21 protein-coding genes are annotated in these 25,854 nt (G+C 43.5%); 10 read left to right on the top strand and 11 right to left on the bottom strand.

What is annotated here, in order from left to right; genetic code table 11:
* Positions 1-67: 67 nt before the first annotated feature.
* The 7 genes from G6053_RS06260 to G6053_RS06230 form a co-directional block, all read right to left on the bottom strand.
* Entirely contained in the window at positions 68-1,978 is a 1,911-nt protein-coding gene (locus tag G6053_RS06260) for a class II glutamine amidotransferase (protein ID WP_165305823.1), read from the bottom strand.
* A 120-nt stretch (positions 1,979-2,098) separates the two neighbouring features.
* Entirely contained in the window at positions 2,099-3,976 is a 1,878-nt protein-coding gene (locus G6053_RS06255) for an Nramp family divalent metal transporter (RefSeq protein ID WP_165305822.1), read from the bottom strand.
* A gap of 83 nt (positions 3,977-4,059) precedes the next feature.
* Positions 4,060-4,662 (bottom strand): 2'-5' RNA ligase family protein, encoded by a 603-nt coding sequence (locus tag G6053_RS06250; protein WP_165305821.1) that lies wholly within the window; start codon positions 4,660-4,662, stop codon positions 4,060-4,062.
* 104 nt (positions 4,663-4,766) lie between these two features.
* Positions 4,767-6,734, bottom strand: a complete 1,968-nt coding sequence (locus G6053_RS06245; RefSeq protein WP_241254938.1) for a gamma-glutamyltransferase — start codon at positions 6,732-6,734, stop codon at positions 4,767-4,769.
* A 252-nt stretch (positions 6,735-6,986) separates the two neighbouring features.
* A complete protein-coding gene (locus G6053_RS06240) occupies positions 6,987-8,663 on the bottom strand; it encodes a sodium/sugar symporter (protein WP_165305820.1) in 1,677 nt (558 codons plus the stop codon).
* A 52-nt stretch (positions 8,664-8,715) separates the two neighbouring features.
* Positions 8,716-10,044 carry a xylose isomerase gene (gene xylA, locus G6053_RS06235; RefSeq protein WP_165305819.1) on the bottom strand — a complete coding sequence of 443 codons (1,329 nt, stop codon included), beginning with the start codon at positions 10,042-10,044 and terminating at the stop codon, positions 8,716-8,718.
* Between the two features lie 2 nt (positions 10,045-10,046).
* The gene (locus tag G6053_RS06230) at positions 10,047-11,531 is read right to left on the bottom strand and encodes an FGGY family carbohydrate kinase (protein ID WP_165305818.1); all 1,485 of its coding nucleotides are present in this window, start codon (positions 11,529-11,531) and stop codon (positions 10,047-10,049) included.
* A 125-nt stretch (positions 11,532-11,656) separates the two neighbouring features.
* On the opposite strand from G6053_RS06230, the gene G6053_RS06225 reads away from it, so the two are divergent.
* From G6053_RS06225 to G6053_RS06210, 4 genes are all read left to right on the top strand, one after another.
* Positions 11,657-12,679 (top strand): LacI family DNA-binding transcriptional regulator, encoded by a 1,023-nt coding sequence (locus tag G6053_RS06225; RefSeq protein WP_165305817.1) that lies wholly within the window; start codon positions 11,657-11,659, stop codon positions 12,677-12,679.
* Positions 12,680-12,845: 166 nt separating this feature from the next.
* Positions 12,846-13,265 carry a hypothetical protein gene (locus G6053_RS06220; RefSeq protein WP_241254937.1) on the top strand — a complete coding sequence of 140 codons (420 nt, stop codon included), beginning with the start codon at positions 12,846-12,848 and terminating at the stop codon, positions 13,263-13,265.
* 1 nt (position 13,266) lies between these two features.
* Complete coding sequence (locus G6053_RS06215) at positions 13,267-13,740, top strand: hypothetical protein (RefSeq protein WP_108637048.1); 474 nt, start codon at positions 13,267-13,269, stop codon at positions 13,738-13,740.
* 143 nt (positions 13,741-13,883) lie between these two features.
* Entirely contained in the window at positions 13,884-14,906 is a 1,023-nt protein-coding gene (locus G6053_RS06210; RefSeq protein WP_165305816.1) for an oxidoreductase, read from the top strand.
* A gap of 85 nt (positions 14,907-14,991) precedes the next feature.
* Here G6053_RS06210 and G6053_RS06205 read toward each other — a convergent pair whose 3' ends face one another.
* Positions 14,992-17,067 (bottom strand): Na+/H+ antiporter, encoded by a 2,076-nt coding sequence (locus G6053_RS06205; protein WP_165305815.1) that lies wholly within the window; start codon positions 17,065-17,067, stop codon positions 14,992-14,994.
* Between the two features lie 85 nt (positions 17,068-17,152).
* Positions 17,153-18,535, bottom strand: a complete 1,383-nt coding sequence (glmM, locus tag G6053_RS06200; RefSeq protein WP_165305814.1) for a phosphoglucosamine mutase — start codon at positions 18,533-18,535, stop codon at positions 17,153-17,155.
* Positions 18,536-18,736: 201 nt separating this feature from the next.
* Between glmM and G6053_RS06195 the strand changes: the two genes are divergently transcribed.
* Positions 18,737-19,318: a phosphatase PAP2 family protein gene (locus G6053_RS06195; protein WP_108637051.1), complete on the top strand. Its 582-nt coding sequence runs from the start codon at positions 18,737-18,739 to the stop codon at positions 19,316-19,318.
* Entirely contained in the window at positions 19,318-20,139 is an 822-nt protein-coding gene (locus G6053_RS06190; protein WP_108637052.1) for a ZIP family metal transporter, read from the top strand. The genes G6053_RS06195 and G6053_RS06190 overlap by 1 nt, the downstream gene beginning before the upstream one ends.
* On the opposite strand, the gene G6053_RS06185 is transcribed toward G6053_RS06190, so the two are convergent.
* Positions 20,140-20,589, bottom strand: coding sequence for a MarR family transcriptional regulator (locus tag G6053_RS06185; protein WP_108637053.1), 450 nt, complete (start codon positions 20,587-20,589; stop codon positions 20,140-20,142). It abuts the gene before it with no gap.
* A gap of 131 nt (positions 20,590-20,720) precedes the next feature.
* On the opposite strand from G6053_RS06185, the gene G6053_RS06180 reads away from it, so the two are divergent.
* The 4 genes from G6053_RS06180 (at position 20,721) to G6053_RS06165 (ending at position 25,085) form a co-directional block, all read left to right on the top strand.
* On the top strand, positions 20,721-20,960 hold the full coding sequence (locus G6053_RS06180) for a FeoA family protein (protein WP_165305813.1): 240 nt from the start codon (positions 20,721-20,723) through the stop codon (positions 20,958-20,960).
* Positions 20,960-23,062 (top strand): ferrous iron transport protein B, encoded by a 2,103-nt coding sequence (gene feoB / locus G6053_RS06175; protein WP_165305812.1) that lies wholly within the window; start codon positions 20,960-20,962, stop codon positions 23,060-23,062. Before G6053_RS06180 ends, feoB begins: the two co-directional genes overlap by 1 nt.
* Positions 23,063-23,121: 59 nt before the next feature.
* A complete protein-coding gene (locus tag G6053_RS06170; RefSeq protein WP_108637056.1) occupies positions 23,122-23,286 on the top strand; it encodes a FeoB-associated Cys-rich membrane protein in 165 nt (54 codons plus the stop codon).
* Between the two features lie 374 nt (positions 23,287-23,660).
* The gene (locus G6053_RS06165; RefSeq protein ID WP_165305811.1) at positions 23,661-25,085 is read left to right on the top strand and encodes an amino acid permease; all 1,425 of its coding nucleotides are present in this window, start codon (positions 23,661-23,663) and stop codon (positions 25,083-25,085) included.
* 214 nt (positions 25,086-25,299) lie between these two features.
* On the opposite strand, the gene G6053_RS06160 is transcribed toward G6053_RS06165, so the two are convergent.
* Entirely contained in the window at positions 25,300-25,842 is a 543-nt protein-coding gene (locus G6053_RS06160) for a GNAT family protein (protein ID WP_165305810.1), read from the bottom strand.
* Between the last annotated feature and the right edge of the window lie 12 nt (positions 25,843-25,854).

The raw sequence follows: 25,854 nt of genomic DNA, 5'->3' as shown, positions 1-25,854 counted from the left end.
TCCGTCCTACGAATATATAAAAAAAGGGATGCATAAATGCATCCCTTCCTCTGATATTTTTTAGTCTTTAATTGCTAAAGTATGCACGTACATTTTTACCTTCAATCCAGTTCATAAAGGCTTTATTCACAACCTTATTACCACCCGGGGTAGGATAATCACCGGAGAAGTACCAGTCACCGGTATGTGCCGGACATGCTTTGTGCAGGTTATCCAACGTCTGATACACCACCTCAAGTTCGGCTTTCAAATGGTGCGGTCTGACGATACGACCAATTTCTTCGGAAATCTCCTGATCTGTAAATGGCGCATAAATAGCCTTTACATAGTTTTCAATTTCATTGACATCCTGGGTCATCGACAACAGACATTTTTGATATACTTCATCAATAATATGTGCCATACCACGTTGTTTCAACAGGTTGATTGCCGCTTCAAACGCAACGAATTCACCCATACGTGACATGTCTATACCGTAACAGTCCGGATAACGGATTTGAGGAGCCGACGAAACAATCACAATTTTCTTTGGATTCAAACGATCCAGGATCGTCAGGATACTTTGTTTCAACGTAGTCCCACGTACAATGGAATCGTCAATCGCAACAATGGTATCTTCATGATCTTTAACGATACCGTAAGTGGTATCATACACATGTTGTACCATATCCGTACGATCGGCATCCTGTGTAATAAAGGTACGCAATTTGGCATCCTTCACATTCAGTTTTTCAAAACGGGGTTTGATGCTTAATATATCATCCAGCTCCTCGTCAGAAATTTTCTCCGAACGTTTTAACAAGGTTTCTTTTTGAAAATCCCGCACATAAGTATTGATACCGTCCATTAAACCGTAGTACGATACTTCGGCCGTATTGGGGATAAAAGAGAATACTGTATTTTTAATATTACTTTTGACAGATTCCAGTACCTGAGGCACTAGTAGTCTACCCAGTTCTTTACGTTCTTTATAGATATCAGCATCCGATCCGCGTGAGAAATAAATACGCTCAAAAGAACAAGAACGTTGTTCAACAGGTTGTCTGAACATTTCCTGTGATACTGTACCGTCTTTTTTAGCGATCAGCGCATGCCCCGGTTTAATTTCTTTCACGGCACCGATAGGTACATTGAATGCAGTTTGAATGACAGGTCTTTCCGAAGCGACCACCAAAATTTCTTCATCCTGATAGTAGAATGCCGGACGGATACCTGCAGGATCACGCATCACGAAAGCATCCCCGTGCCCAAAGATACCGGCAATGGTATACCCACCGTCCCAAGTCTTCGCTGAACGCTTCAGAATCTTGGAAACATCAATATTTTTGGCAATCAATGAACTGATTTCCACATTAGAATAACCTTCTTTTTTGAATTGATCAAAAAGCTCCTGGTTTTCATCATCTAAGAAATGTCCAATTTTTTCCAAAACGGTGACGGTATCCGCCTTTTCTTTTGGATGTTGTCCCAACTCGTACAGCTGTTGCAAAAGTTCGTCCACATTGGTCATGTTGAAGTTACCCGCAACAACAAGATTGCGTGACATCCAGTTGTTTTGTCTTAAAAATGGGTGACAGCTTTCGATACTGTTCTTTCCATGCGTTCCATAACGCAAATGTCCTAAAAGTACTTCTCCAGTAAAACTGACATTATCTTTTAACCATTGGGTATCCTTTGACTCATCTGGAAATGCCTTCTGAACAGAAGCAAATTTTTTCTGTACATATTCGAATATATCTGCCACGGCAGTGGAGCCCATAGCTCTGTAACGCGAAATGTAACGATTTCCAGGTTTAACATCAAATTTAATGGTTGCAATTCCAGCCCCGTCTTGTCCACGGTTATGCTGTTTTTCCATTAATAGGTACAATTTGTTGATGCCATAGAATGGCGTACCATATTTTTCCTGATAATAAGATAAGGGTTTTAACAGGCGAATTAGTGCGATTCCGCACTCGTGTTTAATAGCGTCGCTCATATCTTGATTTGATGTCGCAAAAATAAGAATTATTTAGAACTTACTACCCCCTACCCACACTTTTTCCGCAATAAAATTACAGTGAATCAACAGTGCGTCTTCGAGATAGGTTTCAAAGCCTTATTGCGCGATAAAAACCGGAACTTTTACAGCATGGCGCAGCTTGTTGACGGTCTCTCCAAAAACAAAGTCTTTGACTCCGGTATGACCGTGGCTCCCCACGACCAATAGATCTGCATGATATTTTTCACAAACTTCGGCAATGCTCCGGATCCGATTGTTGTAGCCAAGCTCATATTCCGTCTGATGCCCTTTGGACAATAAAAAATCTGCATATAGCTTCAGGCGCTCCAAATCTTGCCGCGACTCAAAATCATCAGTAGACTCACCGGTGTATTTGACTGAGGCACTTTCGACAATATGGACAACGACAAAGCTGGTATCGGGATGTGACAACTGCAGGGCGTACTGGATCACTTTCTGATCCGAATTTGAAAAATCCAGCGCAATCACCACCTTCTTGAACGAACCTCTGTCCTCAAAATGTAGGGCCTCAAATGGGGGATGTACTTCCAATTCGATCGGTTTTGATTTACGTAAAATGGGAATCAATACGGTCATGATCAACAAAAAGAGCAGACCAACAGCACCCAGAATAAGTAACACCGTGACCAAAGGATTGTTTGCTTCGGCAATCCAGCCCCTGACTTCGTCATAAACCAGTTTAAAATTCAACACCGCGATCACAGCAGCAATTAGCCAGGCAAATGCTTTTGTCAGCGGTTTAATCGCAAAGATTCCCATCTTGGCCTTGTCACTGACAAAGTGAATCAGCGGGATCACCGCAAAAGCCAGTTGCATGCTCAGGATGACCTGACTAAAGATCAACAGCTGCCCTACGCGGCCTTCGCCAGAAATCAGGATCACCAGGACCGCAGGTATAATTGCTAAAAGTCGTGTAATAATCCGCCGTAGCGTAGGACTGATCCGCAGACGCAGGTAGCCCTCCATGACGATCTGTCCGGCCAGCGTACCCGTAACCGTTGAACTCTGTCCCGCCAGAATCAATGCCACGGCAAATAGTTTCGATGCCCATTCGGTGCCAAGTAAATTCCCCAGCAGGTGGTAGGCATCTTCCAGCTCGGCGACATCGTGCATGCCATTCTTATGAAACACTGATGCTGCCAGGATCAGAATGGCGGCATTGACCAAAAATGCCAGATTTAACGCAATGGCACTGTCCCAGAAATTATATTTTAAGGATTTCCGTATGGAGACCTCATTGCGGTCAATCTTTCGGGTCTGCACCAAAGCTGAATGGAGGTAGAGGTTGTGCGGCATGACCGTGGCACCGATGATGCCGATGGCAATATAAAGTGCGGCACTATTGGGAATGCTCGGAATAAAACCCGTGGCCACCTCCGCAAAATCAGGTTTGGCCAAAAACATCTCCACCATAAAGCACATACCGATCAGGGAAATCAAACCGATGATAAAGAGTTCCATCTTGCGCATCCCCAGCTTCTGCAAGTAGAGCAACAGGAAGGTATCGGCAAAACTAATCAGTACCCCCCAAAGCAGATCAATGCCAAAGAGCAGGTTAAGCCCAATCGCCATCCCCAGCACTTCGGCCAGATCGCAGGCGGCTATAGCAATCTCGGCCAGGATATACAGCACAAAATTCATGCGCTTGGGATAGGTCTCCCGATTACACTGTGCTAAGTCCTTACCCCGCACAATTCCCAAACGGGCACAGAGATTCTGCAGCAATAAGGCCATAATATTGCTCATCAGCAACACCCAGATCAAGGCATAACCAAACTGGCTCCCCCCGGCGAGATCCGTCGCCCAGTTGCCCGGATCCATATAACCTACACTGATCAGATAGGCAGGGCCAAAAAAACTGAGTACCTTTTTAAATTTGGATTTTCCTTGATTGACATCCACACTTTCGTGGATATCGGATAATGATTTATGATGGGAGTCGTCGTGATGCATAGCTTACATTAGGACAATATCTATTATTGCTAGGGCTAAAGATAAAAAGCTTTACAGTATTAGGCAATTAAACAGCCATATAATTAGAATTTAAATGTAAGTTGGCCCGAGTTTTCTTTCGACTGGTTGCCGAATTTAACAAAATCAACTGGTTCATACTGCCCCATATCAGGATTAAAGCGACGGATATACACACCGTTACACATAAAACTCAGATCGACCGAACGTAGCATTTTCTTTGCAAACTCAAGTCGTACAGGCTCCAGCCGGCGTCCGATGGAGATATGAGGCTCATCACTGATCTCGATCAGGTCAAAGGGACTCAATGTGTGCACAACCTTTCGTGCTCTATCCTTCAGGTAACTGCGGGCATGTACCGTCGGACCGATATAGAAAGCTCCGCCGGCAAAGGAAGCAAAGTGATCAAAATATACATATTGGCTGCGCTCACAGCGCAGGGATTCCTGCAGTGCCGCAATAGCCTGTGCCAGCGTATCGTCATTTCCTGTAAAAGCACAGATAGTCACATGGGCTTTGGAATTGCAGCTGTGGTACCAGCCTTTATCTTTATCCGGAAACTCCTCCGCCAAGGCTGCCCGCAGGCGCTGCTTTAACCCATCGACCAATACCAAACCGGCTTCATCAGGCTGAAAAACAAACGAATATTTATTGACACTACCCTCCATAACAAAAAATCAACTTTTGATCAGTAGGTAAGATACCAAATCCAATGGAGATAACAAAACCAAGCGGCTCTTCCACCCAGATTTGCCCAGCTCATAGCGGTACCTCAATAGAGGCAGATGCTACCAGCCGATTCCGTAATCTTCCCATTATTGCTGCTACCGCCCCAGAGTGTACCATGCTGCTGATCAAAATAAATGGCATTGATGGGACCACTGTTGCGCTCACCGAACTGTATGCTATAGCCCATTTTCTCCAGCTTTTCGACGACTTCCGGCGCTGTGCGCTTATCCAGTAGCAAACTTCCCGCGCGTGGTTTTCGGTCATCCAATTTGGTACCGCCCAAAGACAGCCACAGCTGATTGCTGTTGATATTAGGCGCTTCGCTGGCTTGCTGCGGCGTCATGCCGAACTCCACAGTATTCAAAAAGAATTGAAGCAGGTTTTGATCCTGTGTATCCCCGCCCTGTACCGCAAAAGAAAGGTAAGGCTTTCCATCTTTTAAAGCTAAAGAAGGTGTGAGCGTGACCCGCGGGCGTTTGCCCGGTGTCACCACATTGAAAGGATTAATGAGGGAGTCGAGGACAAAGCTTTGTAAACGCTGGCTCATGCCTACCCCCGTATTTCCGGCAATACAGGCCGGTAACCAGCCCCCACTTGGTGTAATGGAAACAACCCAGCCTTCGGCATCCGCTGCCTCCACACTTGTGGTTCCGCGCAATAAGCGGTCCATATACACACTATCTGGGTTTTGGGATGCCCAAAGGGCAGTATCCGACTGGGATAGCAAAGATGAGGTGGAACTCACATCGTGCTTAGGCACAAAATCCTTTTTTGATTCGGTATTTGGTGTGAATTGCTTGCTGCGCTCCCGAAGCAGGCCGGTAAAAGGGTTCTGCTTCCCTTCATAAGGGTAAGGATCACCCGGAAGTACCTGCGGATTGTTATGTGCCGGGTCAATGGTCGCAGCCCGCGCCTTGGCGTAGGATTCACTTAAGAGTCCCCGAATAGGGGCTTTAGGTTTGAAATAGGGATCACCATAATAGAAATCCCGGTCAGCAAAGGCCAGATTCATCGCTTGATAAAGCGTATGGATATAGGGAGCTGAATTATATCCCATGGCTTTTAAATCATAATTTTTCAGCAGCTGCAAGCTCTGTAGCATGGCCGGTCCCTGTGTCCATTCCTGCAATTTATAAACATCAATACCTTTATAGTTGACATGTAAAGGCTCTTCCTCAATGGGTTTCCAATTGGCCAGATCCGCTTTGGTGATCAGGCCCCCTTGCTCTTTACTACCGCGGACAAATTCATCGGCGATATCGCCCTTATAAAAACGGTCATAGGCGGCCATAATCGCTGCTTTTCGATCCTTGCCAGCTGCAAGGGCTTTCTTTTCAGCTTCAACAAGTTTGGTTAATGTCCGGTGCAGGTCTTGCTGTACAAAGATTTCCCCTGCTTCGGGTGCTTCCCTTTCCTTGCCTTCATGCACAAGGAAAACTTTTTTGCTATAAGGCCATGCTTTGATGCGTGCTTTTCCACGTTCGATGCTATTGGCCGTCTGGGCATCAATGGGATAGCCCGCGGCCATCTCCATGGCTGGCGCCAGGACTTCAGCCAGGCTTTTGGTGCCATACTGTGCCAACATATAACATAAGCCTCCGGGGGTGCCGGGGGTAACCGCAGCAAGCGGACCGTATTCCGGCGGGAATTCATAACCCTTCGACCGAAAAAAATCAACCGTTGCTCCCGTAGGTGCCACGCCCAAAGCATTGATGGCAATTACCTTTTTTAATTTTGGATGATAGATCAAAGCCTGTGTTTCCCCGCCCCAGCTCAGGACATCCCACATGGTACAGGTTGCCGCAAGCATCGCACAGGCGGCATCGACCGCATTTCCACCTTGCTGGAACAGCTTTGCACCGGCAGTCGCCGCCAAAGGCTTTCCGGTAATGGCCATCCAATGCTTGCCGTGCAAAGGCGGTTTCTCCGTCCGTTGTGCGCGGGCCTGCACCGGCACCAATGCGGTCATTATCCCTGCAAGAGCAGTAAATAGCGTATATCTTCTTTTCATCCCTGTTATTATTTTTTGTCCAAAGTCCGCGATTCTAATCTCCTCCGATGTTGAAATAAGGATACCAGACCGGATTTGCGCATAGCAGCGTATGTAATTTTATTGAAGACAAGATAGGAATTTTTTAAAAAACCATCAGACCATTGCTGCAAATCCAGGTTGTAAAAGGCCTGAAAAATTGTTCTGAAAACAAAAAGCCCATATCAACTGAAGTTGATATGGGCTCTCTATACGGCCTTTTTGATTATTGGCTTACCAATAAATGGAGTACAATGCTGTTACCAATAGGGCAACAATCAATGTTCCGATCAAAAATGCTTTATGTGGTTTAAACATTGTCGTATCTACTTCCAGTCCCGCAGGCACTACACCACGCTTGTTGTCAATCAGACTGATAATGATCATACCAACAATACAAATGACAAAGACAAAGCCCATCCGATCCAAAAACGGAATTTCGTAAACACCGGTTGTCGGATTTGGAATAGAAAATCCGGTAGAGGCCAAGAACGAAAGATCTGCCCAGTCCGGTAATTTTTTGAAAATAATAGACAGGATAAATCCACCGATCGTCGCAAATAACGCAGCATTGGACGTCGTCTTCTTCCAGAAGAATCCTAAGATAAACATGGCAAAGATACCCGGCGACACAAATCCGGTGTACTCCTGAATATACTGAAATCCGCCTTTTTTGTCGATACCCAAATGTGGCGCGATGATCACTGCCAAAATCATGGCTACAACAACAGTCAGTTTACCAATATTGACCAATTTCTTGTCAGTAGCTTCGGTATTGAATACTTTCTTATAAATATCCAGCGAAAAAATTGTCGCAATACTATTTGCCTTACCCGCCAACGAAGCAACGACCGCAGCAGTCAATGCCGCAAATGAAAGTCCTTTCAGTCCTGACGGCAACAGATTCAATAAAACAGGGTAAGCATGATCTGGGTTTACCTCGCCATGTTGCACCATTTCATTTTGGAATAAGCCATCTTTCCACATCACGTAAGCGGCAATACCCGGCAATACCACAATAATCGGCATTAACAATTTTAAGAATGCTGCAAACAAGATTCCGTTGCGTGCAGTCTTTAGATCAGCCCCTAATGCACGCTGTGTGATATATTGATTACAGCCCCAATAGTTTAGGTTTACAATCCACATACCACCGATCAAAACGGTTAATCCCGGTAAATCGAGGTAGTTTTCGTTCTTGCGATCCAGGATCATATGGAAGTGATCAGAGGCTTTTTCTGTCATCAGGTGATAGCCCTGCAATATGCCCGAACCACCGTAATGTTCTGAAACCAGATTCAATGCCAAATAGGTTGTTGCCAAACCACCCAACACCAAAAAGAACACTTGAATAATATCCGTATAGCCAATCACCTTCATACCGCCCAAGGTAATGATAACGGCAAAAATAGCAATGGCATACATACATGCTTCCAGACTGATACCCGAAATACTGCTGACGGCAATGGCTCCCAAATAAAGAATAGAAGTCAGGTTGACCACAACGTATAACAGCAACCAAAAAACGGCCATAATCATGGCAACGGTACCATTATATCGCTTGTGCAGAAATTGTGGCATGGTAAAGATCTTGTTTTTGAGGTAGACCGGTATAAAAAATACCGCAACCACAATCAAGGTAATTGCTGCCATCCATTCGTAAGTCGCAATCGCTAGTCCCATCTTGAAGCCCGAACCACTCATACCAATAAATTGCTCCGCAGAAATATTGGACGCAATCAGCGAGGCTCCGATCGCCCACCAAGTCAGGGATCCTTCGGCAAGGAAATAATCCTTTGAGCCTACAGATTCAGACTTTTTGCGATAATACACCCATAATCCATAGCCTGCAACAATGACAAAGTATATCAGGAAAACGATGTAATCTTTTGTGCTTAAATAATTATTCATGTGTTGGTAATTGGTTTAATTTGATCGCCTAATATAGAAATATTTTGAATAACTATATATATCTATTGATCAAATTTTCTAAATACTCCTGTCTGCCGCTGATCGTTTGTGGCTCACCGAATTCTACGGCCAGATCTCTTAAACGCTCCAAACTCAAGGTTCCTTGCTCAAAAGAAGCCCCATTGCCGCTATCGAAAGAAGCATAGCGGTCGGCCCGTATTTTACGGTATTCGGAGTCTTCCAAGATGCGTTCGGCGGTAAGCAAAGCCCTTGCAAAAAGATCCATTCCTCCGATATGGGCATAGAATAGGTCTTGCGGATCGGTTGAGTTCCTGCGAATTTTGGCATCAAAATTAACTCCACCACCTTGGAAGCCGCCACCTTCTAAAATGATTAACATAGATTCGGTTAGTTCATTGATATCATTTGGAAATTGATCGGTATCCCAGCCATTTTGATAATCACCTCGGTTGGCGTCAATGGAGCCTAATTTTCCGGCATCAATCGCGACCTGCAATTCGTGCTGGAAAGTGTGCCCTGCTAAGGTAGCATGGTTTACTTCAAGATTAAGTTTGAAATCGTCCAAAAGATCATATTGTCTTAAGAATCCCAACACCGTGGCCGCATCGTAATCATATTGGTGCTTGGTCGGTTCGCATGGTTTTGGTTCGATAAAGAATGTGCCTTTGAAACCATTTTTACGCGCATAATCCTTTGCTAAGTGTAAAAACTTGGCAAGATGCTCCTGTTCACGTTTCATATTGGTATTAAGTAGGCTCATATAACCTTCCCTTCCTCCCCAGAACACATAGTTTTCACCACCTAGGGCAATTGTTGCATCCAATGCAGCTTTTACCTGCGCAGCACCGTGTGTCAATACCTGAAAATCCGGGTTGGTCGCTGCCCCATTCATGTAGCGCTTATGGCTAAAAAGATTGGCTGTACCCCAAAGCAACTTGATACCACTCGCCTGCTGTTTCTCTTTGGCGTAATCCACGATCGTTGCCAATCTTTTTTCATTTTCCAGCACGTTGTCGGTATAATCAACCAAGTCCACATCATGAAAACAGTAATATGGAATATTCATTTTGCTGATAAATTCAAAAGCAGCATCCATCTTGTCCTTTGCACGTGTGATCGCATCCGTGCTCTCATCCCAAGGGAAATTGTGCGTAGCACCGCCGAATGGATCCGAGCCATCACCATTGAACGAATGCCAATAGGAACAGGCAAACTTAAAATACTCCTCCATCGTTTTACCCGCAACGATTTGTTTCGGATTGTAATAACGGAAAGCAAATGGATTTTTACTTTCTTTTCCTTCAAATTCGATCTTCTCGATCCCTTTGAAAAACTCTTTTTGTCCTTTAATAATATTCATTTTTATTTGCTATTGATTTTTGTTTCTAAAATTCCCTTCCATTGTTGATAATTTTCTTCGTATTGTTCCACAGATTGGGGTTCCACGGTATAAACAGGTTTTAAACTCCTAAAAGCTTCGGTGAGATCACGATAATAATCGCTGCCGATGCCTGCTCCCAAGGCCGCGCCAACACTACCATCATGATCATATACTTCCACAGGAACATTGGTCGCCCCTACGAATGAGTCGCGGAATACCGGGCTCATAAATAAATTGGCGTGTCCGGCACGGATCATCTGCGGATAAAGGCCATTTTCACGCATAATATCCAAGCCATAGCGAAAAGCAAAGGCAATCCCTTCCTGAATAGCCCGTAAGATATCGGATGTTTCATGTCTATTCAGGTCAATGGATGAGATCGAAGCACCTACCAGCTGATTATTTAACATACGCTCGGCACCATTGCCAAAGGGAACAACCTGCAAGCCCTTACTTCCAATCGGCGAAGTAGCAGCCATGGCATTGATCCGATCGTAGGATAAATCTTTTCCCAAAAGTTTCCTGCCCCAGCTATTCATAATCCCCGTACCATTGATACAGAGCAATACGCCTGTCCGGATCGCATCTTCCCGATAGTTGACATGAGCAAAGGTATTGACACGGGACTCGCGGTCAGCGATCAGCTGATCACTCACCCCATAGATCACACCGGAAGTTCCCGCCGTGGCAGCCACTTCCCCCGGCTGTAACACATTCAATGACAAGGCATTGTTTGGTTGATCCCCGGCCTTGTAATTGATGGTCACGGTGGATGAAAGCCCCAGTTCTTCGGCCACTGCTTTCTTGATTTGACCGTGTTCAGCAAAAACAGGTAATATTGACGGAATCAGTTTGGGATCAAAACCGTAATAATCCATCAGCGTTGTTGAAAGTTCATTCTGTTGAAAATCCCAAAATACCCCTTCCGATAACGCAGAAATGGATGTACTGATGGACCCCGAAAGCTTCATGGCAATAAAATCACCGGGAAGCATGATCTTGTCAATTTTATGATAGATTTCGGGCTCGTTTGCCTTCACCCAAGCAAGCTTGGAAGCCGTGAAATTACCGGGAGAATTGAGATGGTGGTTCAAATTGAATTCCTTTCCGATCTCCTCAAAAGCTTTATTTCCCAATGCAACAGCCCGGCTGTCACACCAGATAATCGCATTGCGCAATACCTGTTGATCCTTATCGACCACAACAAGTCCATGCATTTGATAAGCGATGCCGATGGCCGTGATCTGCTTCGGATCGTATAAGCCCGTGGCATTGGCCTTGGATAAGGCCTGCTTGAAATAGCTCCACCAATCGAGCGGATCCTGCTCTGCCCAATTGGGCTGCGGCGAATAAATGGGTGCTTCAACAGCGGGATACTGCGTTGAACAGATCTTTTGTTGTGAGGACGCTTCGACAATGGAAACCTTGACCGAAGATGTACCGATATCTATCCCTAAAAAATACATCTGATTTTTTTTTAAAACTGGTTATTTAAAACAATAAGCGGAAACAACATTGCAACCGGTTGCATAAAAGTAGGATATGTTTCTGAATTTTCCAAAATATTCAATAAAATTATTTACTTTGGGGCGTGAATAAAAAAACAACGATTTATGATATTGCCCGGGCGCTTGGAATCACGGTTTCAACGGTTTCCCGTGCCTTGAATAACGTACCTACCATCAGTGAGGCTACACGGCAGCTGGTTCTGGCAAAGGCCAAAGAACTGAATTACAGTGTCAATAAAATTGCGTCTTCGCTCTCTTCGGGCAAGTCCAATACCATAGGCGTTATCGTGCCGACGATGCAAATCCACTTTTTTGCAGAAGCTGTTCACAGTATCGAAAAAGAATTAAAGAAACACAACTATAGCCTATTGCTCTATCAGTCAAACGAATCCTATACGGATGAAGTAAATGGTGTAAAAACCTTGCTGGAAGCGCAGGTAGACGGAATCATTGCTTCCCTCTCCCTGGAGACACAGGATATTGCACATTTTCAGGAAGTCATCAAACAAGGCAAATGCCTGATCATCTTTGACCGTACACATCAGGACATTGCCGCCCCTGTCGTCAAGCTAAACGACTTTGAGGCGGGTTATCTTGCGGCTAAACATCTGATCGAACAGGGCTATAAAAAAATTGGTTTTATCACCACAAACAAAGAAATCGCTATTTTTCAGGATCGTTTCAGCGGTTTTGAAGCAGCGTTGAAGGAAGCGGACCTTCCCCAACTCGATGAACTTATTGTAAAGGGCGAACTATCTATCGAGGCGGGGATAAAAGGCACAGAGCAGATTTTGAAATCTTCCGTTAAACCGGATGCCATCATTGGCGGGGATGACTTTACTGCTGTCGGGATTATTCAGGCGCTTAAAACTGCACAGATAGATATCCCCGAAACGGGTGTGATCGGTTTCGCAAATCAGACCTTCTCTTCGTTTATCACACCGACCCTGTCCAGTATCGATCAACAGGCCAACAAAATGGGGGAAGAATGTGCCAAGCTCTTTTTACAAATGGTCAAACAAAAGGATCCTTATGAAGATATCCAGCAGGTTGTCCTCGATCCAATCCTGATAAAAAGAAAATCTACCTGCAGAATAGACAAATAATTAATAACTTTGCCGAAATTTGAAATAAATGCAAGCCCGGCAGAAGTTTAGAATTCTAAGTATTTGCTTACTATTTGTTATCCAGGCACTCTTTCTAGTAGCCATCTTTGTTGAAAACACCAGTTCATATATTGTCCTGTCTTTCATCGGATTACTCTCTTTATTCATGTTATATAGCTACTTTAAGTCGCCTATACATCATCATATACATGAATATGAGTCGATCAAAATAGCAGTATGGGTGCCCGTAGGTGCTATTGCCTCCTATTATTTTAATCAGATTTTTGGTCTTGGCCCAGTGATGGGTGCTGCACTGACAGGAACATTGGCATCATTTATCCCCAATATCAATAAAAAGTCCGGTTATCTCCCCCACCTCCCTGCCGCCGTCTATTGTGGTGCCTTTGTCGGCATGTCCAGTGCGCAGGTTGCCCACGGTTTTTCTTTTATCCTGACCGCGAGTGTTTTTACCGCCATCTTTCTGGTCATTTCAAAAAGCCTGCTGAATGGGATCGGTGGCAAATTGGGAACATTGGCTTTTCTTGGTGTTTCGATGACCTATTTACTGCTTTATCTTTTCAAATAACATGGAAACATTCATTCTCTATCTTGTCGGAATTATCGGAAGTACAGCAACATACTATGTCAATACCCGATACAAACAGGGGGCTGTCCGTTCCTCCGCCTTATTGACTTTGATCGTGTCCGGTTTTCTCTATTTTTTTCCACAGCTATTGTCCAGCTATCTCACACAGTATATTCCAGCCGTATTTATCGGTGCATCTTTTATCGGAATGGTGTCCAAAACGCAGTTGTCCACTTATTTCGGGCTCTCTTTGGCCGGCGTAATCTTCACCACCATCCTGCTCAATACCAGCAAGTTCTTTAATGGATATGGCGGCGCATTGGGGACATCGGCCTGTATATCGCTGCTTGTAGTATTGAGTATCCCTTATTTTAAATCACCTAGAAAAATGACGGTCGGTTTTCTGCAGTTGCGCAAAACAATCTTAAAAAAAGGGCGCAGGAGAAAAAGAAGAGGTACAGATTTATCGAAATAATATAGGTAGATTTACTGTTACAACGCGAGCGGAATTATGCGATAATACCATCGAATTTAACGCAAATAAACCGTATGGCAATGATATAACTGAATTTAATGTAATTATAGGGCTGAATTTACTGCAATAACTAGTATAACCACATGAAACCATTCTTATTTTTCCTCCTCATTCAGGTCTTTCTGACCGAAACGCTATCCGCACAAAAAAACACGATTCAGTTGCTGAACCAAGAACGCAACAGTAGTTACCGTGGACTAAGCGTAGTTGACGATCAGACGCTCTGGGTCAGCGGAAACAATGGAACAGTCGGATTAAGTACGGATGCAGGAAAAAACTGGCAATGGATCAACCCCATAGGCTACGAAAAAATCGACTTTAGGGATATTGAAGCTTTTGATGAAAATGAGGCACTGATTATCTCCGCCGGTTCCCCGGCCTTGATCCTGCGCACCACTGATGCCGGCAGAAGCTGGAAAGAGGTTTTTAAAGATACACGACCTGAAATATTTTATGATGGCTTTGCTTTTACACCAAAAGGTGTTGGTATCGCTTTTGGTGACGCCATCAACGGGAAGATGCCCTTATTGAAAACAACAGATTTTGGACAGACCTGGCAGGATATATCCTCCAATCTAAGCTATACCATTTTCGAAGGTGAGGCTGGTTTTGCCGCCAGCGGTACCTCTATCTTTAGTCTGCCGACGGGGAATTTCTGGATCGCAACAGGCGGAACGGTTTCCAATATTTACACGAGCAGTGATCAAGGGGACACCTGGCAGCGTTACAGTTGCCCCATCACGCAAGGGCAAAATAGCAGTGGGCCATTTTCCATAGCATTTCATTCACCCAAAAAAGGCATCGTCGTCGGGGGAGATTACCGGAATGACAAGAATACGGAAAAGGCCTGTTTTCTGAGTCATGATGGCGGTAAAACCTGGCATCCGTCCCGTCAGCCCATATCAGGCTTTAAGTCAGCGGTGATTTATCTTTCAAGCAAACAGCTTATTTGCACCGGAACATCAGGCACAGACCTGTCAGATGATCAGGGAAAGACATGGCATACCATTTCCCGGGAAAGCTACAATGCGGTGCAAAAAGCAAAAAAAGGGAAAGCTGTTTTTCTGGCTGGGGATAAAGGAAAAATAGCAAGGCTGGTCCAATAGGTCAACCTTGCTATTTTTTGAGCTTCCCAGCTTTTGGTGCCGGATGCTACGAAAAGAATTGACGTCTTTTCTCCGGGTAGTCGTCTTATCTGCGTGACAGCCGCGACTCTTCCAGATCCAGCGAATACTCCAGTTCTTTGATCACATCGCTATCATATTCTTTGCTCTCTTTCATCTTCGCTAATCCATCGCGACGCAAAGCCAGAATTTCCAGCATAATTTTGTTATATAATCCCCGTACAGCTGAGAGTTGCGCACGGGTATCCTCTTCCTTAGCACGTTCAGAAGCATTTACGCTTCTGATAAGCTGCTCTTTGACCCGTGCAATGGTTTCATATTCCATCATTTCTTTGGCATAATGCTTATCCAGATAAGCTATCGAATCCCTACCGAGCTTAACACGGATCTCATCAATTTGTTCCTCCACGGATACCTGTTCGTCGACCTCATCAATTTTTATCAGCTTAATCAACAGCGGCAAGGTAAGTCCCTGAAACACCAAGGTCACTAGAATAACGACAAAAGTGATAAACAAAATAAGATTACGGTGCGGAAAAGCTGTTCCGTCATATAATGTCATGGGAATGGCCAAGGCCGAGGCAAGTGAAACAACACCTCTCATACCGGCCCAACCGACTACCAAAGGTAGTTTCCAGCCCGGACCTTTTTCTTTGACACGCACCCGCTTGAACAATAGACGCGGCACATAGGCTGAGAGATAAACCGCTACCAAGCGCAGGACGATGACAATAACACAGATTGCCAAGGCGTAATCTATGGCTTCTTCCATCGAGTACTCACCCAATCCGTTGATGATCACGGGAAGTTCAAGCCCGATCAGGATAAAAACAAAACCATTCAATAGAAAACCTATTGTCGCCCAAACCTCCTTGGTCTGGATACGGGTATGATAGTTCAGATAATCACCTGCACGAAAGGAAAGGAATAATCCGCCACTGACCACTGCCAGAACGCCCGACCATTCAAAATGCTCCGCAACGATATACATCAGGTATGGGGCAATCAAGGTGATCGGAGTTGATATGCTGGAGGATTTGGCCACGTAACGCAAAAAGAAATACAAGATATGGCCGATCACCAGACCAACAACGACCCCCATCACGGACAGAACAAGAAATTGTGTTGTTGCCGTACCCATGGCAAATTGACCTGTTAGAATAGCGATGGACGCAAAACGAAACACCGTCAGAGAGGCCGCATCGTTGACCAGGCTCTCCCCTTCCAGAATGGCAATCCCCCGTTTGGGTATACTGATCCCCTTTAACACCGAACTCGCAGCGACGGCATCTGGTGGTGATATAATTCCACCCAGCAGAAAACCCAAGGCTAAGGTGAAGCCCGGGATAATGCTGACCGAAAAATAAGCGATTGCCAAGGATGTGAAAAAGACCAGGCCAAAGCCCATGATAAAAATAGATCGGCGCCATTTCAAAAAGTTTCCCCAATTCGTATACCAGGCAGCCTCAAATAACAATGGCGGTAAAAATACCAAAAAGACAATGTCCGGATCTATGCTAATGACCGGTGCTCCGGGAATAAGGGAAATACCTAAGCCGCCAATAACCAACAGAATGGGATAGGATATCTTTAAGCGCTGACTGAGGACAAACAGCATCGCCATAAAGAAAAATAGCACCATCACCAGCAGCAGATTGTTGTGTATAGTATGTCCCTGTTTTCCTCCTACGGCAGATTTAACATCTTCATAAGGCGCCAGCATCGCGATATTATATTGCCTGATCTTCCAATCGTTGTCTATTTTGCTCACTACGCCGGTACCACGAAAGTACTTCGTATTTATCTTAAAGGTTTCATCAAACCAGGCCGTTGTACTATCGCCATTAAAATGCACATATCTGTTTTGATAGGTATAATTCCAGGCATATTTCGGGTTAAAATACTGTTCGGAGAATTTATCACTATGGTTCTTATCCCAACGTTCCTCTCGGTCTGCCCCCAATATAACCGCATCTGCCGCAAGTGAATTGATAAAAGGGCCAAACTTCGCTTCGCCCGAAGATTTATGCCAGGCATCCAGGGTAGCATTGATCGCATTGACAGGCTCCTGAGCCTTAGACGAAACGGCAAGTAAAAACAGGCTTAAAAAACAATAAATCGCTATATAGGTCTTTTTAATCATAAATTATGAAAACGTGTTTTTATTTTGTGGAAATATATTTCCATGTAGATCATAAAACAAAAAGCTGCAGATGCAGCTTTTTGTTTTATTTAATTATTTCTTCGATCTCGCGAATGATCTTTTGAGCAATCTGCTCAGCAGCTTCGGGGCTAGGGCCTTCAGAGTAGATCCGAATGATGGGCTCGGTATTGGATTTACGTAAGTGCACCCATTCATTTTCAAAATCTATTTTCAGACCATCAATAGTGCTGTGCTCTTCATTTTTATATTTCTCCTCCATTTTCGCCAATAGATTGTCGATATCCAGTTCCGGGGTCAACGTGATCTTATTTTTAGACATAAAATATTGCGGTAATGAGGCACGGTATGCTGAAGCTTTCTTGCCCAGTTTTGCCAAATGTGTCAGGAAAATGGCCACACCTACCAAAGCGTCACGACCATAGTGCGAAGCCGGATAGATAACACCACCATTACCTTCACCACCGATTACGGCATCCACCTCTTTCATTTTGGTGACCACATTGACTTCACCGACTGCAGCAGCATAATATTCACCGCCATGTGCTTTGGTCACATCACGCAAAGCACGTGTAGAAGATAAATTAGATACCGTGTTTCCTTTTTTATGCTGCAGAAGGTAATCTGCCACGGCAACAAGTGTATATTCTTCACCGAATAGCTCGCCATCTTCCATCATAAATACCAGACGATCCACATCCGGATCGACAGCAATGCCCAAATCAGCTTTATTTTCGATGACAGCAGCAGATAAATCTGTCAAATGTTCTTTTAAGGGTTCCGGATTATGCGGGAAATTACCATTGGGCTCACAGTGAATTTTATAAATTGTCTGTACCCCCAATGCATCCAACAAGGCCGGAATAAATGTTCCCCCCGTACTGTTCACCGCATCCAAACCAACTTTAAAGTTGGCTGCTTTGATCGCCTCTTTATCAACATATTCCAAGGCCAATACAGCGTCAACATGTTTTTGTAAGTATGAATAGTCTTTGTGTACCGATCCAAGTTCTTCGACGGCAGAAAAATCAAAATCCAGGGATTCTCCAAGTGCCAATACTTCCTGCCCCTCAGCGTCAGATATAAATTCGCCTTTTGCATTTAACAGTTTAAGCGCATTCCATTGTCCCGGATTATGCGAAGCTGTCAGGATAATACCGCCAGCGGCTTTTTCCAAGGGAACAGCAATCTCGACTGTAGGAGTCGTCGATAATCCCAAATCAATCACATCGACACCGATACTCTGAAGGGTACCGATAACCAGATTACTGACCATTTCGCCTGAAACACGGGCATCTCTTCCGACTACAATTTTCTTTATGCCACTTTGTTTTACAATGATCGTTCCGTATGCAGCTGTAAATTTAACAATATCTATTGGCGTAAGTCCTTCTCCTGCACGACCGCCTATCGTACCACGTATTCCTGAGATTGATTTAATTAAAGTCATTTCCTTTGAATTGATTAACGTGTAAATTTAGCATTATGCCAATAAAATCTCGAATTAAAATTATAATTATTGAATTTTTAACGTATCTTTGTTGCAACAAAGTTGTTTTTAAAAGAAACAATCGTTTGCAATGAAATTATTTTTACTTTTGAAAAGCGAGTTTTTAAAAGTTTGGGAATTTCATTGTAATCAACAACATTTATGATTCAACAATTAGTACACATCGATCAAGAGATTTTTCTTGCCATCAACCAGGGCCTGAGTAACCCCGTGTTCGATTGGCTGTTGCCTATACTGCGTAATCCATACACTTGGGCTCCTTTATATCTTTTTCTGATCATTTTTTTCATCAAAACGTATGGAAAAACAGGTATACTGATTGTAGCGATGACCTTGATTACCTTTGGTATATCCGATGGTATCTCATCTCACTTGATCAAAAAGAATGTTAAGAGAATCAGGCCCTGCAACGATGTGGAGTTTAAGGAGAATGTCAATATCCGGGTACGCTGTGGCTCTGGGTTTAGTTTTACCTCCTCTCATGCGGCCAATCACTTTTCCTTGGCTTTCTTTTGGATCGTGCTATTCCGCAGAAGATGGAAATATGTCCTATGGCTCTGTATTGCCTGGGCATTTCTGATTTCGGTCTCGCAAATCTATGTTGGTGTCCATTACCCCTTTGACATACTCTGTGGCTCCGCGCTGGGAATCCTGGTTGGATTGGCTACAGGTTACCTGTTTAAGCGGTTCGTACCTAGCTTTTTTAAAACTGAACAAGTATAATGAATTCAATTTTATTGATTTTAATTTTATTCATACCTGCATTTGCAAGTGGAATCGCTGTTTTTTTCGTCCAGAAAAAAGGAACAAATTTTCTAAAATTGATCCTTTCTTTTAGTGGGGCTTACCTATTTTCCATTACGGTACTGCATTTAATTCCGCATGTTTATCAGTCAACGAATACTTCCCCCGAGGTATTGGGCATCTATGTACTCGGTGGCTTTTTGTTCCAGTTATTCCTTGAGCAATTTTCCCAGGGGATTGAACACGGACACATCCATACGGAGCATGAGCATGGACATCATAGCCATCGTTTTCCGATCGGTATTATGTTTAGCTTATGCCTTCATGCTTTCTTGGAGGGAATGCCATTGGCGGCAACACATCAGACCGAACTCGCGTTAGGGATTTCGATCCATCACATTCCGGCAGCGTTTGCCTTAGGCAGTATTCTCATCAGTACGCACCTGAAAAAAAATACCATTATCATCACGCTTGCCCTATTTGCAGCGATGACGCCATTTGGATTTCTATTGAGTAAGGCCATCAGTGCTGGCGAAGTCGGTGATATACAGCAGTATTTTGATAAGATTATGGCTGTTGTTATCGGTATATTTCTACATATATCCACGACCATATTGTTTGAGTCCGGATCTATAGACCATCACAAATTCAACAAGAAAAAGATGATTGCGGTGATTGCCGGCGTGGCCATTGCCCTGGCAAGCTTTGCTTTCGTTGGCGAACACGATCATGCACATGGCCATGGAGAAAGCCACCAAGAAGAACGGCATGATCATGATCATCATGACCATGCACATTAATTAGCCCCTTAATTTGTCTAATAAAGCACTGAGCTGGATGGCTTCTTTTTCACTGATCCTATTGGGTAGAATATCCGTCATCAGCATAGGCTCCTCGAGATTTTCAAGAATCTTCAGGCCCTTATCGGTGATGAACAGATCGACAGCACGTTTATCACCACCAGATTGACAGCGGGATACGAGTCCTTTGGTGACCATGCGATCCATCATCCGGGAAATATCTGGCGTGTTGCTCAGCATTCTTGATTTGATCAGGTTATTGGTGGCCGGTTTTGGGTATTGACCTCGTAGGATACGTAAGACATTAAATTGTTTCAAAGTGATCCCCTCTTTGCCTGCCCTTTGTTCAAGTTCATTATTGAGCCAATTGTACGTGTATAGGATGTTTACGGTACATCGATGCCATTCATTGCTGAATTTGCTTACTTTGATTTCCTGCTCGATTTTCATTTTGGTTGATAATTAATCCCTTTTTAATCGTAAAGATAGCTGTTTTTTACGCTAAATACATAACTATGACATTAGAATCATTCTAAATGGTAGAAAATCTGTATATTTGGAGGATACAAAAAAATAGGTAGATGCGTAATAAAAGTAGCTTAGATAAGCTAAAAAAAGGGGAAAAAGCGGTGATTATTGATTTTGATTCGCACGATATTCCAGCTAAATTTTTCGAATTAGGCTTTGTGCCCGGTACTGAAGTAGAAGTGAAACATATCGCACCGCTCGACGGTCCTATATGTTTAAATATAATTGCTAATAACGCCTTGATTGCCATTCGCAAATCAGAAGCTAAAGTCATCCTTATTGATCAGAAATAATGAATAACCCGATTATTGCACTTTTGGGTAATCCAAACGTGGGTAAAACTTCCCTTTTTAACCGGATTACAAAATTAAACCAGAAAGTAGGAAACTATCCCGGTATCACCGTAGAAAAACGTGAGGGCCAGGTGAAAGCCAACAATAAGACCTATCGCATCATTGACCTTCCGGGAACCTATACCTTGTTCCCCAGTTCAATGGATGAAGAAGTCGTCTTCAATACCCTGGTCAATAAAGAAAACAGCTTTAGACCAAATCTCGTTGTCGTCGTTGCCGAACCGACCAACCTGAAAAGATCCATCATCCTTTATCAACAAGCGCGCGAACTCGGGCTGCCGGCCATCTTTGTGATCAATATGATCGATGAGGCCAAAGAAAAAGGAATCAGTATAGATATCGCAAAACTTGAACAGTTACTTAATACAAAAGTATACGAAACGAATGCACGCACTGGACAGGGCATCGATCAGCTGATCAAAAGCTTTGATGCGGTACCACCGATGTATATCAGCAAATTCCAGTTGCCGACAATAGCAAAGGAAGCTTTGGAAGAAACCAAAAGGTTGTTTCCGTTGGATACGGAATACCATACCTGGCAATATTTGGCTAAAGGTGAAGTTTCGTTTCTCTCCAAAGAAAAAAACCAGGCTATTCAGCAAATTCGTGACAAACATCAGTTAAAAGCCGAGAAACTACAAAAAGAAGAAGCCATCCTACGGAGCAAATCCTTGGATCATAGCTTATCCGAAATTTATACCAAGGACGATGCATCCAACAAAAATAAGACAAATGCCATTGACCGGATATTACTTCATCCGATCTTCGGTTACCTGATTTTCTTTGGTATTCTTTTCCTGATTTTTCAGGCAATCTACACCTGGTCAGGACCAGCCATGGACTTTATTGATGGACTTTTTGGTGATCTTGCGGCTTATACGCAGACCACACTTCCCGCAGGTCCACTCACGGATCTGTTAAGCAATGGTATTATCAAGGGTATTGGTGGTATCGTCATCTTTATTCCACAGATTGTTATTCTGTATATTTTCATTTCCATTATGGAAGAAACGGGCTATATGAGCCGTGTGGTTTTCCTGATGGATCGTTGGCTCAGACCTTTTGGACTAAATGGGAAATCCGTCATTCCGCTGATCTCGGGCGTTGCCTGTGCGGTACCGGCCGTCATGTCGGCACGTAATATCGAAAATGCCAAGGAACGACTGGTCACGATACTGGTCACACCGTTCATGACTTGTTCTGCCCGCCTCCCCATCTACATCGTATTGATCGGACTGGTAATCCCGGATACCAAATATGCTGGATTTCAATTGCAGGGTATGGTTTTATTTGTCATGTATCTCCTGGGAATATTTGCCGCATTGTTTTCAGCGATACTCTTGACCAAAATCATTAAATCCAAACACAAGTCTTTTTTAATATTTGAGCTTCCGACCTATAAGTCTCCGGACTGGAAAAACGTTGCTCTGAATGTGTGGGAGAAAACGGCAAGTTTTGTCTTCGGCGCCGGTAAGATTATCTTGGCGATTTCCGTTATCCTTTGGGCATTGGGCAGCTTTGGTCCAAATGACAAATTCGCCAAAGCGGAAGAATATGTGACACAAAGCAATCCTAACCTCACGGGCGAGGACCTCGACCATGAGATCTCTTCTTACCGACTGGAGCACTCCTTCCTTGGCTATCTTGGCATGGCAATTGAACCTGTAGTGGAGCCCCTGGGCTATGACTGGAAAATGGGAATCGGTTTGATCTCTTCATTTGCGGCAAGGGAAGTTTTTGTGGGAACAATGGCAACCGTGTATAGTCTTGGTGACGAAGTGGATATTGAAGATGAAGCTACGAAGACTACAGTATTAAGCAAAATGCGGAGCGAAATTAACCGTAACACGGGCTTACCAGCCTATAATTTTGCTTCAGGCATATCGCTGCTTTTATTCTATGCCTTTGCCATGCAATGTATGAGTACAATAGCAGCCGTGAAACGGGAAACCGGATCTTGGAAATGGACATTAATTCAAGTTGGTTTTATGACAGGCCTGGCTTATTTCAGTGCCTTGATTGCCTATCAGCTTTTAAAATAAATTAACGCGTTGTGCGAGTGCCATCATTTGGACGTTCACAACCTTAAAAATTAAAGATCATGGATAATTTAACAGTACAGTATCTCATCGTTGGAGTTTTGGTATTAGCGGCTGTATGGTATGTCGTTGGAAATGTCCGCAAATCACTGAAAGGTAAATCAAGTTGCTCCAAAGGTTGCGGATGCAGCTGCGGAACAGTGGAAAAACCTCAAAAAGCAAATTAATTTATCTTTTACTGTATCATTTGCAAACAAAATTTCGTTCTAAGGTAGAGTGGCCAAAAATCACACTAGCTACGAACAAAAGAAACGCTACCATTCTCATGGTAGCGTTTTGCATTAAATATCATGTTCTTCAGCAACATAAATCAAGATTACTTACCAGTTTAACAAAAAGGGATGCCTAAGGTGCATAAAATACCTAAGGGTTTTATTAACTTTATGCGCTTAGGTCAAAATATCATGGCAACAACATGAATAATTTGTGGTACTTTGCAGCTAAGTTGCTGTGCATCATGATTCCGCGTTGGACAGCAGCGAAATAACCGTTGAAGACCAGACCGGCCAACACTAAATAAGTAACCGTATTAACCATACAGATGGAGAAACAGGATAACAAGGATTCGAAACAATTAAAAAGGGGACTACAAAATAGACATATTCAGCTGATCGCTCTCGGCGGTGCCATTGGAACAGGATTGTTTCTGGGAATCGGAAAGGCAGCGACACTGGCAGGACCGGCAGTGATACTCGGTTACGCATTTGCTGGGATAATTGCCTTTTTCATTATGCGCCAGTTGGGAGAAATGGTGGTTGAAGAACCCGTTTCGGGGAGCTTTAGTTACTTCGCCAATAAATACTGGGGATCTTTTGCCGGTTATGCTTCCGGCTGGAACTATTGGGTGCTTTATATTTTAGTGAGCATGGCCGAACTGACAGCCATCGGTGTGTATGTACAGTTCTGGTGGCCGGAAATCCCATTATGGGGATCGAGTTTATTTTTCTTCTTCGCTATCAATGCCCTGAACCTTGCTTCTGTAAAAATTTATGGCGAGACCGAATTTTGGTTTTCGATCATCAAGGTTGTGGCTATTATTGCCATGATTGTATTTGGAGTCTATCTCTTGGTCAGTGGCACCGGTGGCGAGCAGGCGAGCCTGAGTAACCTGACATCTCATGGCGGCTTCTTCCCGAAAGGCTGGTTTAACCAGATCGGAGACGGAAGTTATGAAGGATTGCTATCGGCCATGGCACTGATCATGTTTTCCTTTGGCGGACTAGAATTGGTCGGCATCACCGCAGCGGAAGCCGAACACCCTGAAAAAAATATCCCAAAAGCCACCAATCAGGTCATCTATCGGATCCTAATCTTTTACGTCGGTGCGCTAATTATCCTATTTTCGCTCACCCCGTGGACAAATATCACAGCCGATACCAGCCCCTTTGTTCTGGTCTTTGACAAGCTCAATGGTTTTGAGTTTAGCCTATTTGGAAAAACATTCCAGTTCACAAAAATTATAGCCAACGCACTCAACCTGATTGTTCTTACTGCTGCCTTATCGGTGTATAACAGTAGTGTATATAGCAATAGCAGAATGCTCTACGGTCTCGCTGAGCAGGGTAACGCCCCTAAGTTTTTATCCAAACTCAACAAAAACCACGCACCTATCAATGCTATTCTGGTTTCGGCGGTGTTTGCCGCAATCTGTGTTTTCATCAATTATGTCGCTCCAAAGAATGCATTGGAGATCCTGATGTCGCTGGTCGTATCTTCACTGATTATCAACTGGGTAATGATTTCAATTACACATTTGTATTTTAGAAAAAATAAACTCAATGTACATGTTCAAACGAAATTCCCTTCGTTTCTCTATCCATTGAGCAATTACATCTGTCTGATCTTTCTGATTGCTGTACTGGGCATTATGTGGATAACAGGCATGAAACTGCCGGTTGAACTGATTCCCGTATGGCTCGTATTATTATATCTCAGCTATGTATTGATCAAAAGAAAAAAATCTTAGTCTGCTGAACCTTGATCCTGTCAATAGCAAAGGGGGACTGATCAAAAGTTGTCTTTGACGATTTGCTGCCAAATAAAATCTTGACACTACATTCGATGTAATGAAAAAGGGCCAAAACTTACGAAGATTTTGGTCCTTTTTTATACAATTTCGATAATTAAAGCATGCATCCAAATTTAATTCTGATTTTATGATACGCCTGTTTTGTCAAAATTTAATTTTTGTAATCCTCTTTTAGAATAGCCAATTCATAATTATCACTCCAACCATCTTTTAATGGTAAAATTTTTCGTCTGTGAGCTTCTTTAATCATGCCGACTTTCTGCATTACCTTAAAGGAAGCTTTATTTCCCACTGCACAGCCACCTTCAATTCTGTGAAAATTAAGTTGGTTGAAACCAAATTCTATTATTCGTTTTAACGCCTCCGTTGCATAGCCTTTATTCCACATTTCTGGAACAAGCTTAAACCATACTTCCGAATTTTTATATTTCAACTTTACAACACTGATATTAATCAGTCCAATAAATTCCGCTCCTGCAATGGTTTCAATATAAAAAGTATAATCCTTTCTACCCTCGGATTCATTTTCTTGTTCTGACCAAGCTTTTACCATTTTTTCCGTATCCGCTATTCCATCCGGAAATCCGCTAGGATTAAACAATGCCGTTTCCGGACACATTAATAGGGAATGAATCTTTTCCAAATCTAATTTCTTTACTGTTCTCAACTTGAGCCGTTCTGATATAATTTCCATTTTTAAAATTAC

The organism is Sphingobacterium sp. DR205, assembly GCF_011064245.1.
GTDB classification, from domain to species: domain Bacteria; phylum Bacteroidota; class Bacteroidia; order Sphingobacteriales; family Sphingobacteriaceae; genus Sphingobacterium; species Sphingobacterium athyrii.
This window is presented reverse-complemented; position numbering and strand designations above follow the sequence as displayed.

Coding starts and splice junctions, on each gene's coding strand:
- G6053_RS06260 (WP_165305823.1), bottom strand. CDS start 1,978: ATGAGCGACGCTATTAAACACGAGTGCGGAATCGCACTAATTCGCCTG.
- G6053_RS06255 (WP_165305822.1), bottom strand. CDS start 3,976: ATGCATCACGACGACTCCCATCATAAATCATTATCCGATATCCACGAA.
- G6053_RS06250 (WP_165305821.1), bottom strand. CDS start 4,662: ATGGAGGGTAGTGTCAATAAATATTCGTTTGTTTTTCAGCCTGATGAA.
- G6053_RS06245 (WP_241254938.1), bottom strand. CDS start 6,734: ATGAAAAGAAGATATACGCTATTTACTGCTCTTGCAGGGATAATGACC.
- G6053_RS06240 (WP_165305820.1), bottom strand. CDS start 8,663: ATGAATAATTATTTAAGCACAAAAGATTACATCGTTTTCCTGATATAC.
- xylA (WP_165305819.1), bottom strand. CDS start 10,044: ATGAATATTATTAAAGGACAAAAAGAGTTTTTCAAAGGGATCGAGAAG.
- G6053_RS06230 (WP_165305818.1), bottom strand. CDS start 11,531: ATGTATTTTTTAGGGATAGATATCGGTACATCTTCGGTCAAGGTTTCC.
- G6053_RS06220 (WP_241254937.1), top strand. CDS start 12,846: ATGTTATATAGCTACTTTAAGTCGCCTATACATCATCATATACATGAA.
- G6053_RS06215 (WP_108637048.1), top strand. CDS start 13,267: ATGGAAACATTCATTCTCTATCTTGTCGGAATTATCGGAAGTACAGCA.
- G6053_RS06210 (WP_165305816.1), top strand. CDS start 13,884: ATGAAACCATTCTTATTTTTCCTCCTCATTCAGGTCTTTCTGACCGAA.
- G6053_RS06205 (WP_165305815.1), bottom strand. CDS start 17,067: ATGATTAAAAAGACCTATATAGCGATTTATTGTTTTTTAAGCCTGTTT.
- glmM (WP_165305814.1), bottom strand. CDS start 18,535: ATGACTTTAATTAAATCAATCTCAGGAATACGTGGTACGATAGGCGGT.
- G6053_RS06195 (WP_108637051.1), top strand. CDS start 18,737: ATGATTCAACAATTAGTACACATCGATCAAGAGATTTTTCTTGCCATC.
- G6053_RS06190 (WP_108637052.1), top strand. CDS start 19,318: ATGAATTCAATTTTATTGATTTTAATTTTATTCATACCTGCATTTGCA.
- G6053_RS06185 (WP_108637053.1), bottom strand. CDS start 20,589: ATGAAAATCGAGCAGGAAATCAAAGTAAGCAAATTCAGCAATGAATGG.
- G6053_RS06180 (WP_165305813.1), top strand. CDS start 20,721: ATGCGTAATAAAAGTAGCTTAGATAAGCTAAAAAAAGGGGAAAAAGCG.
- feoB (WP_165305812.1), top strand. CDS start 20,960: ATGAATAACCCGATTATTGCACTTTTGGGTAATCCAAACGTGGGTAAA.
- G6053_RS06170 (WP_108637056.1), top strand. CDS start 23,122: ATGGATAATTTAACAGTACAGTATCTCATCGTTGGAGTTTTGGTATTA.
- G6053_RS06165 (WP_165305811.1), top strand. CDS start 23,661: ATGGAGAAACAGGATAACAAGGATTCGAAACAATTAAAAAGGGGACTA.
- G6053_RS06160 (WP_165305810.1), bottom strand. CDS start 25,842: ATGGAAATTATATCAGAACGGCTCAAGTTGAGAACAGTAAAGAAATTA.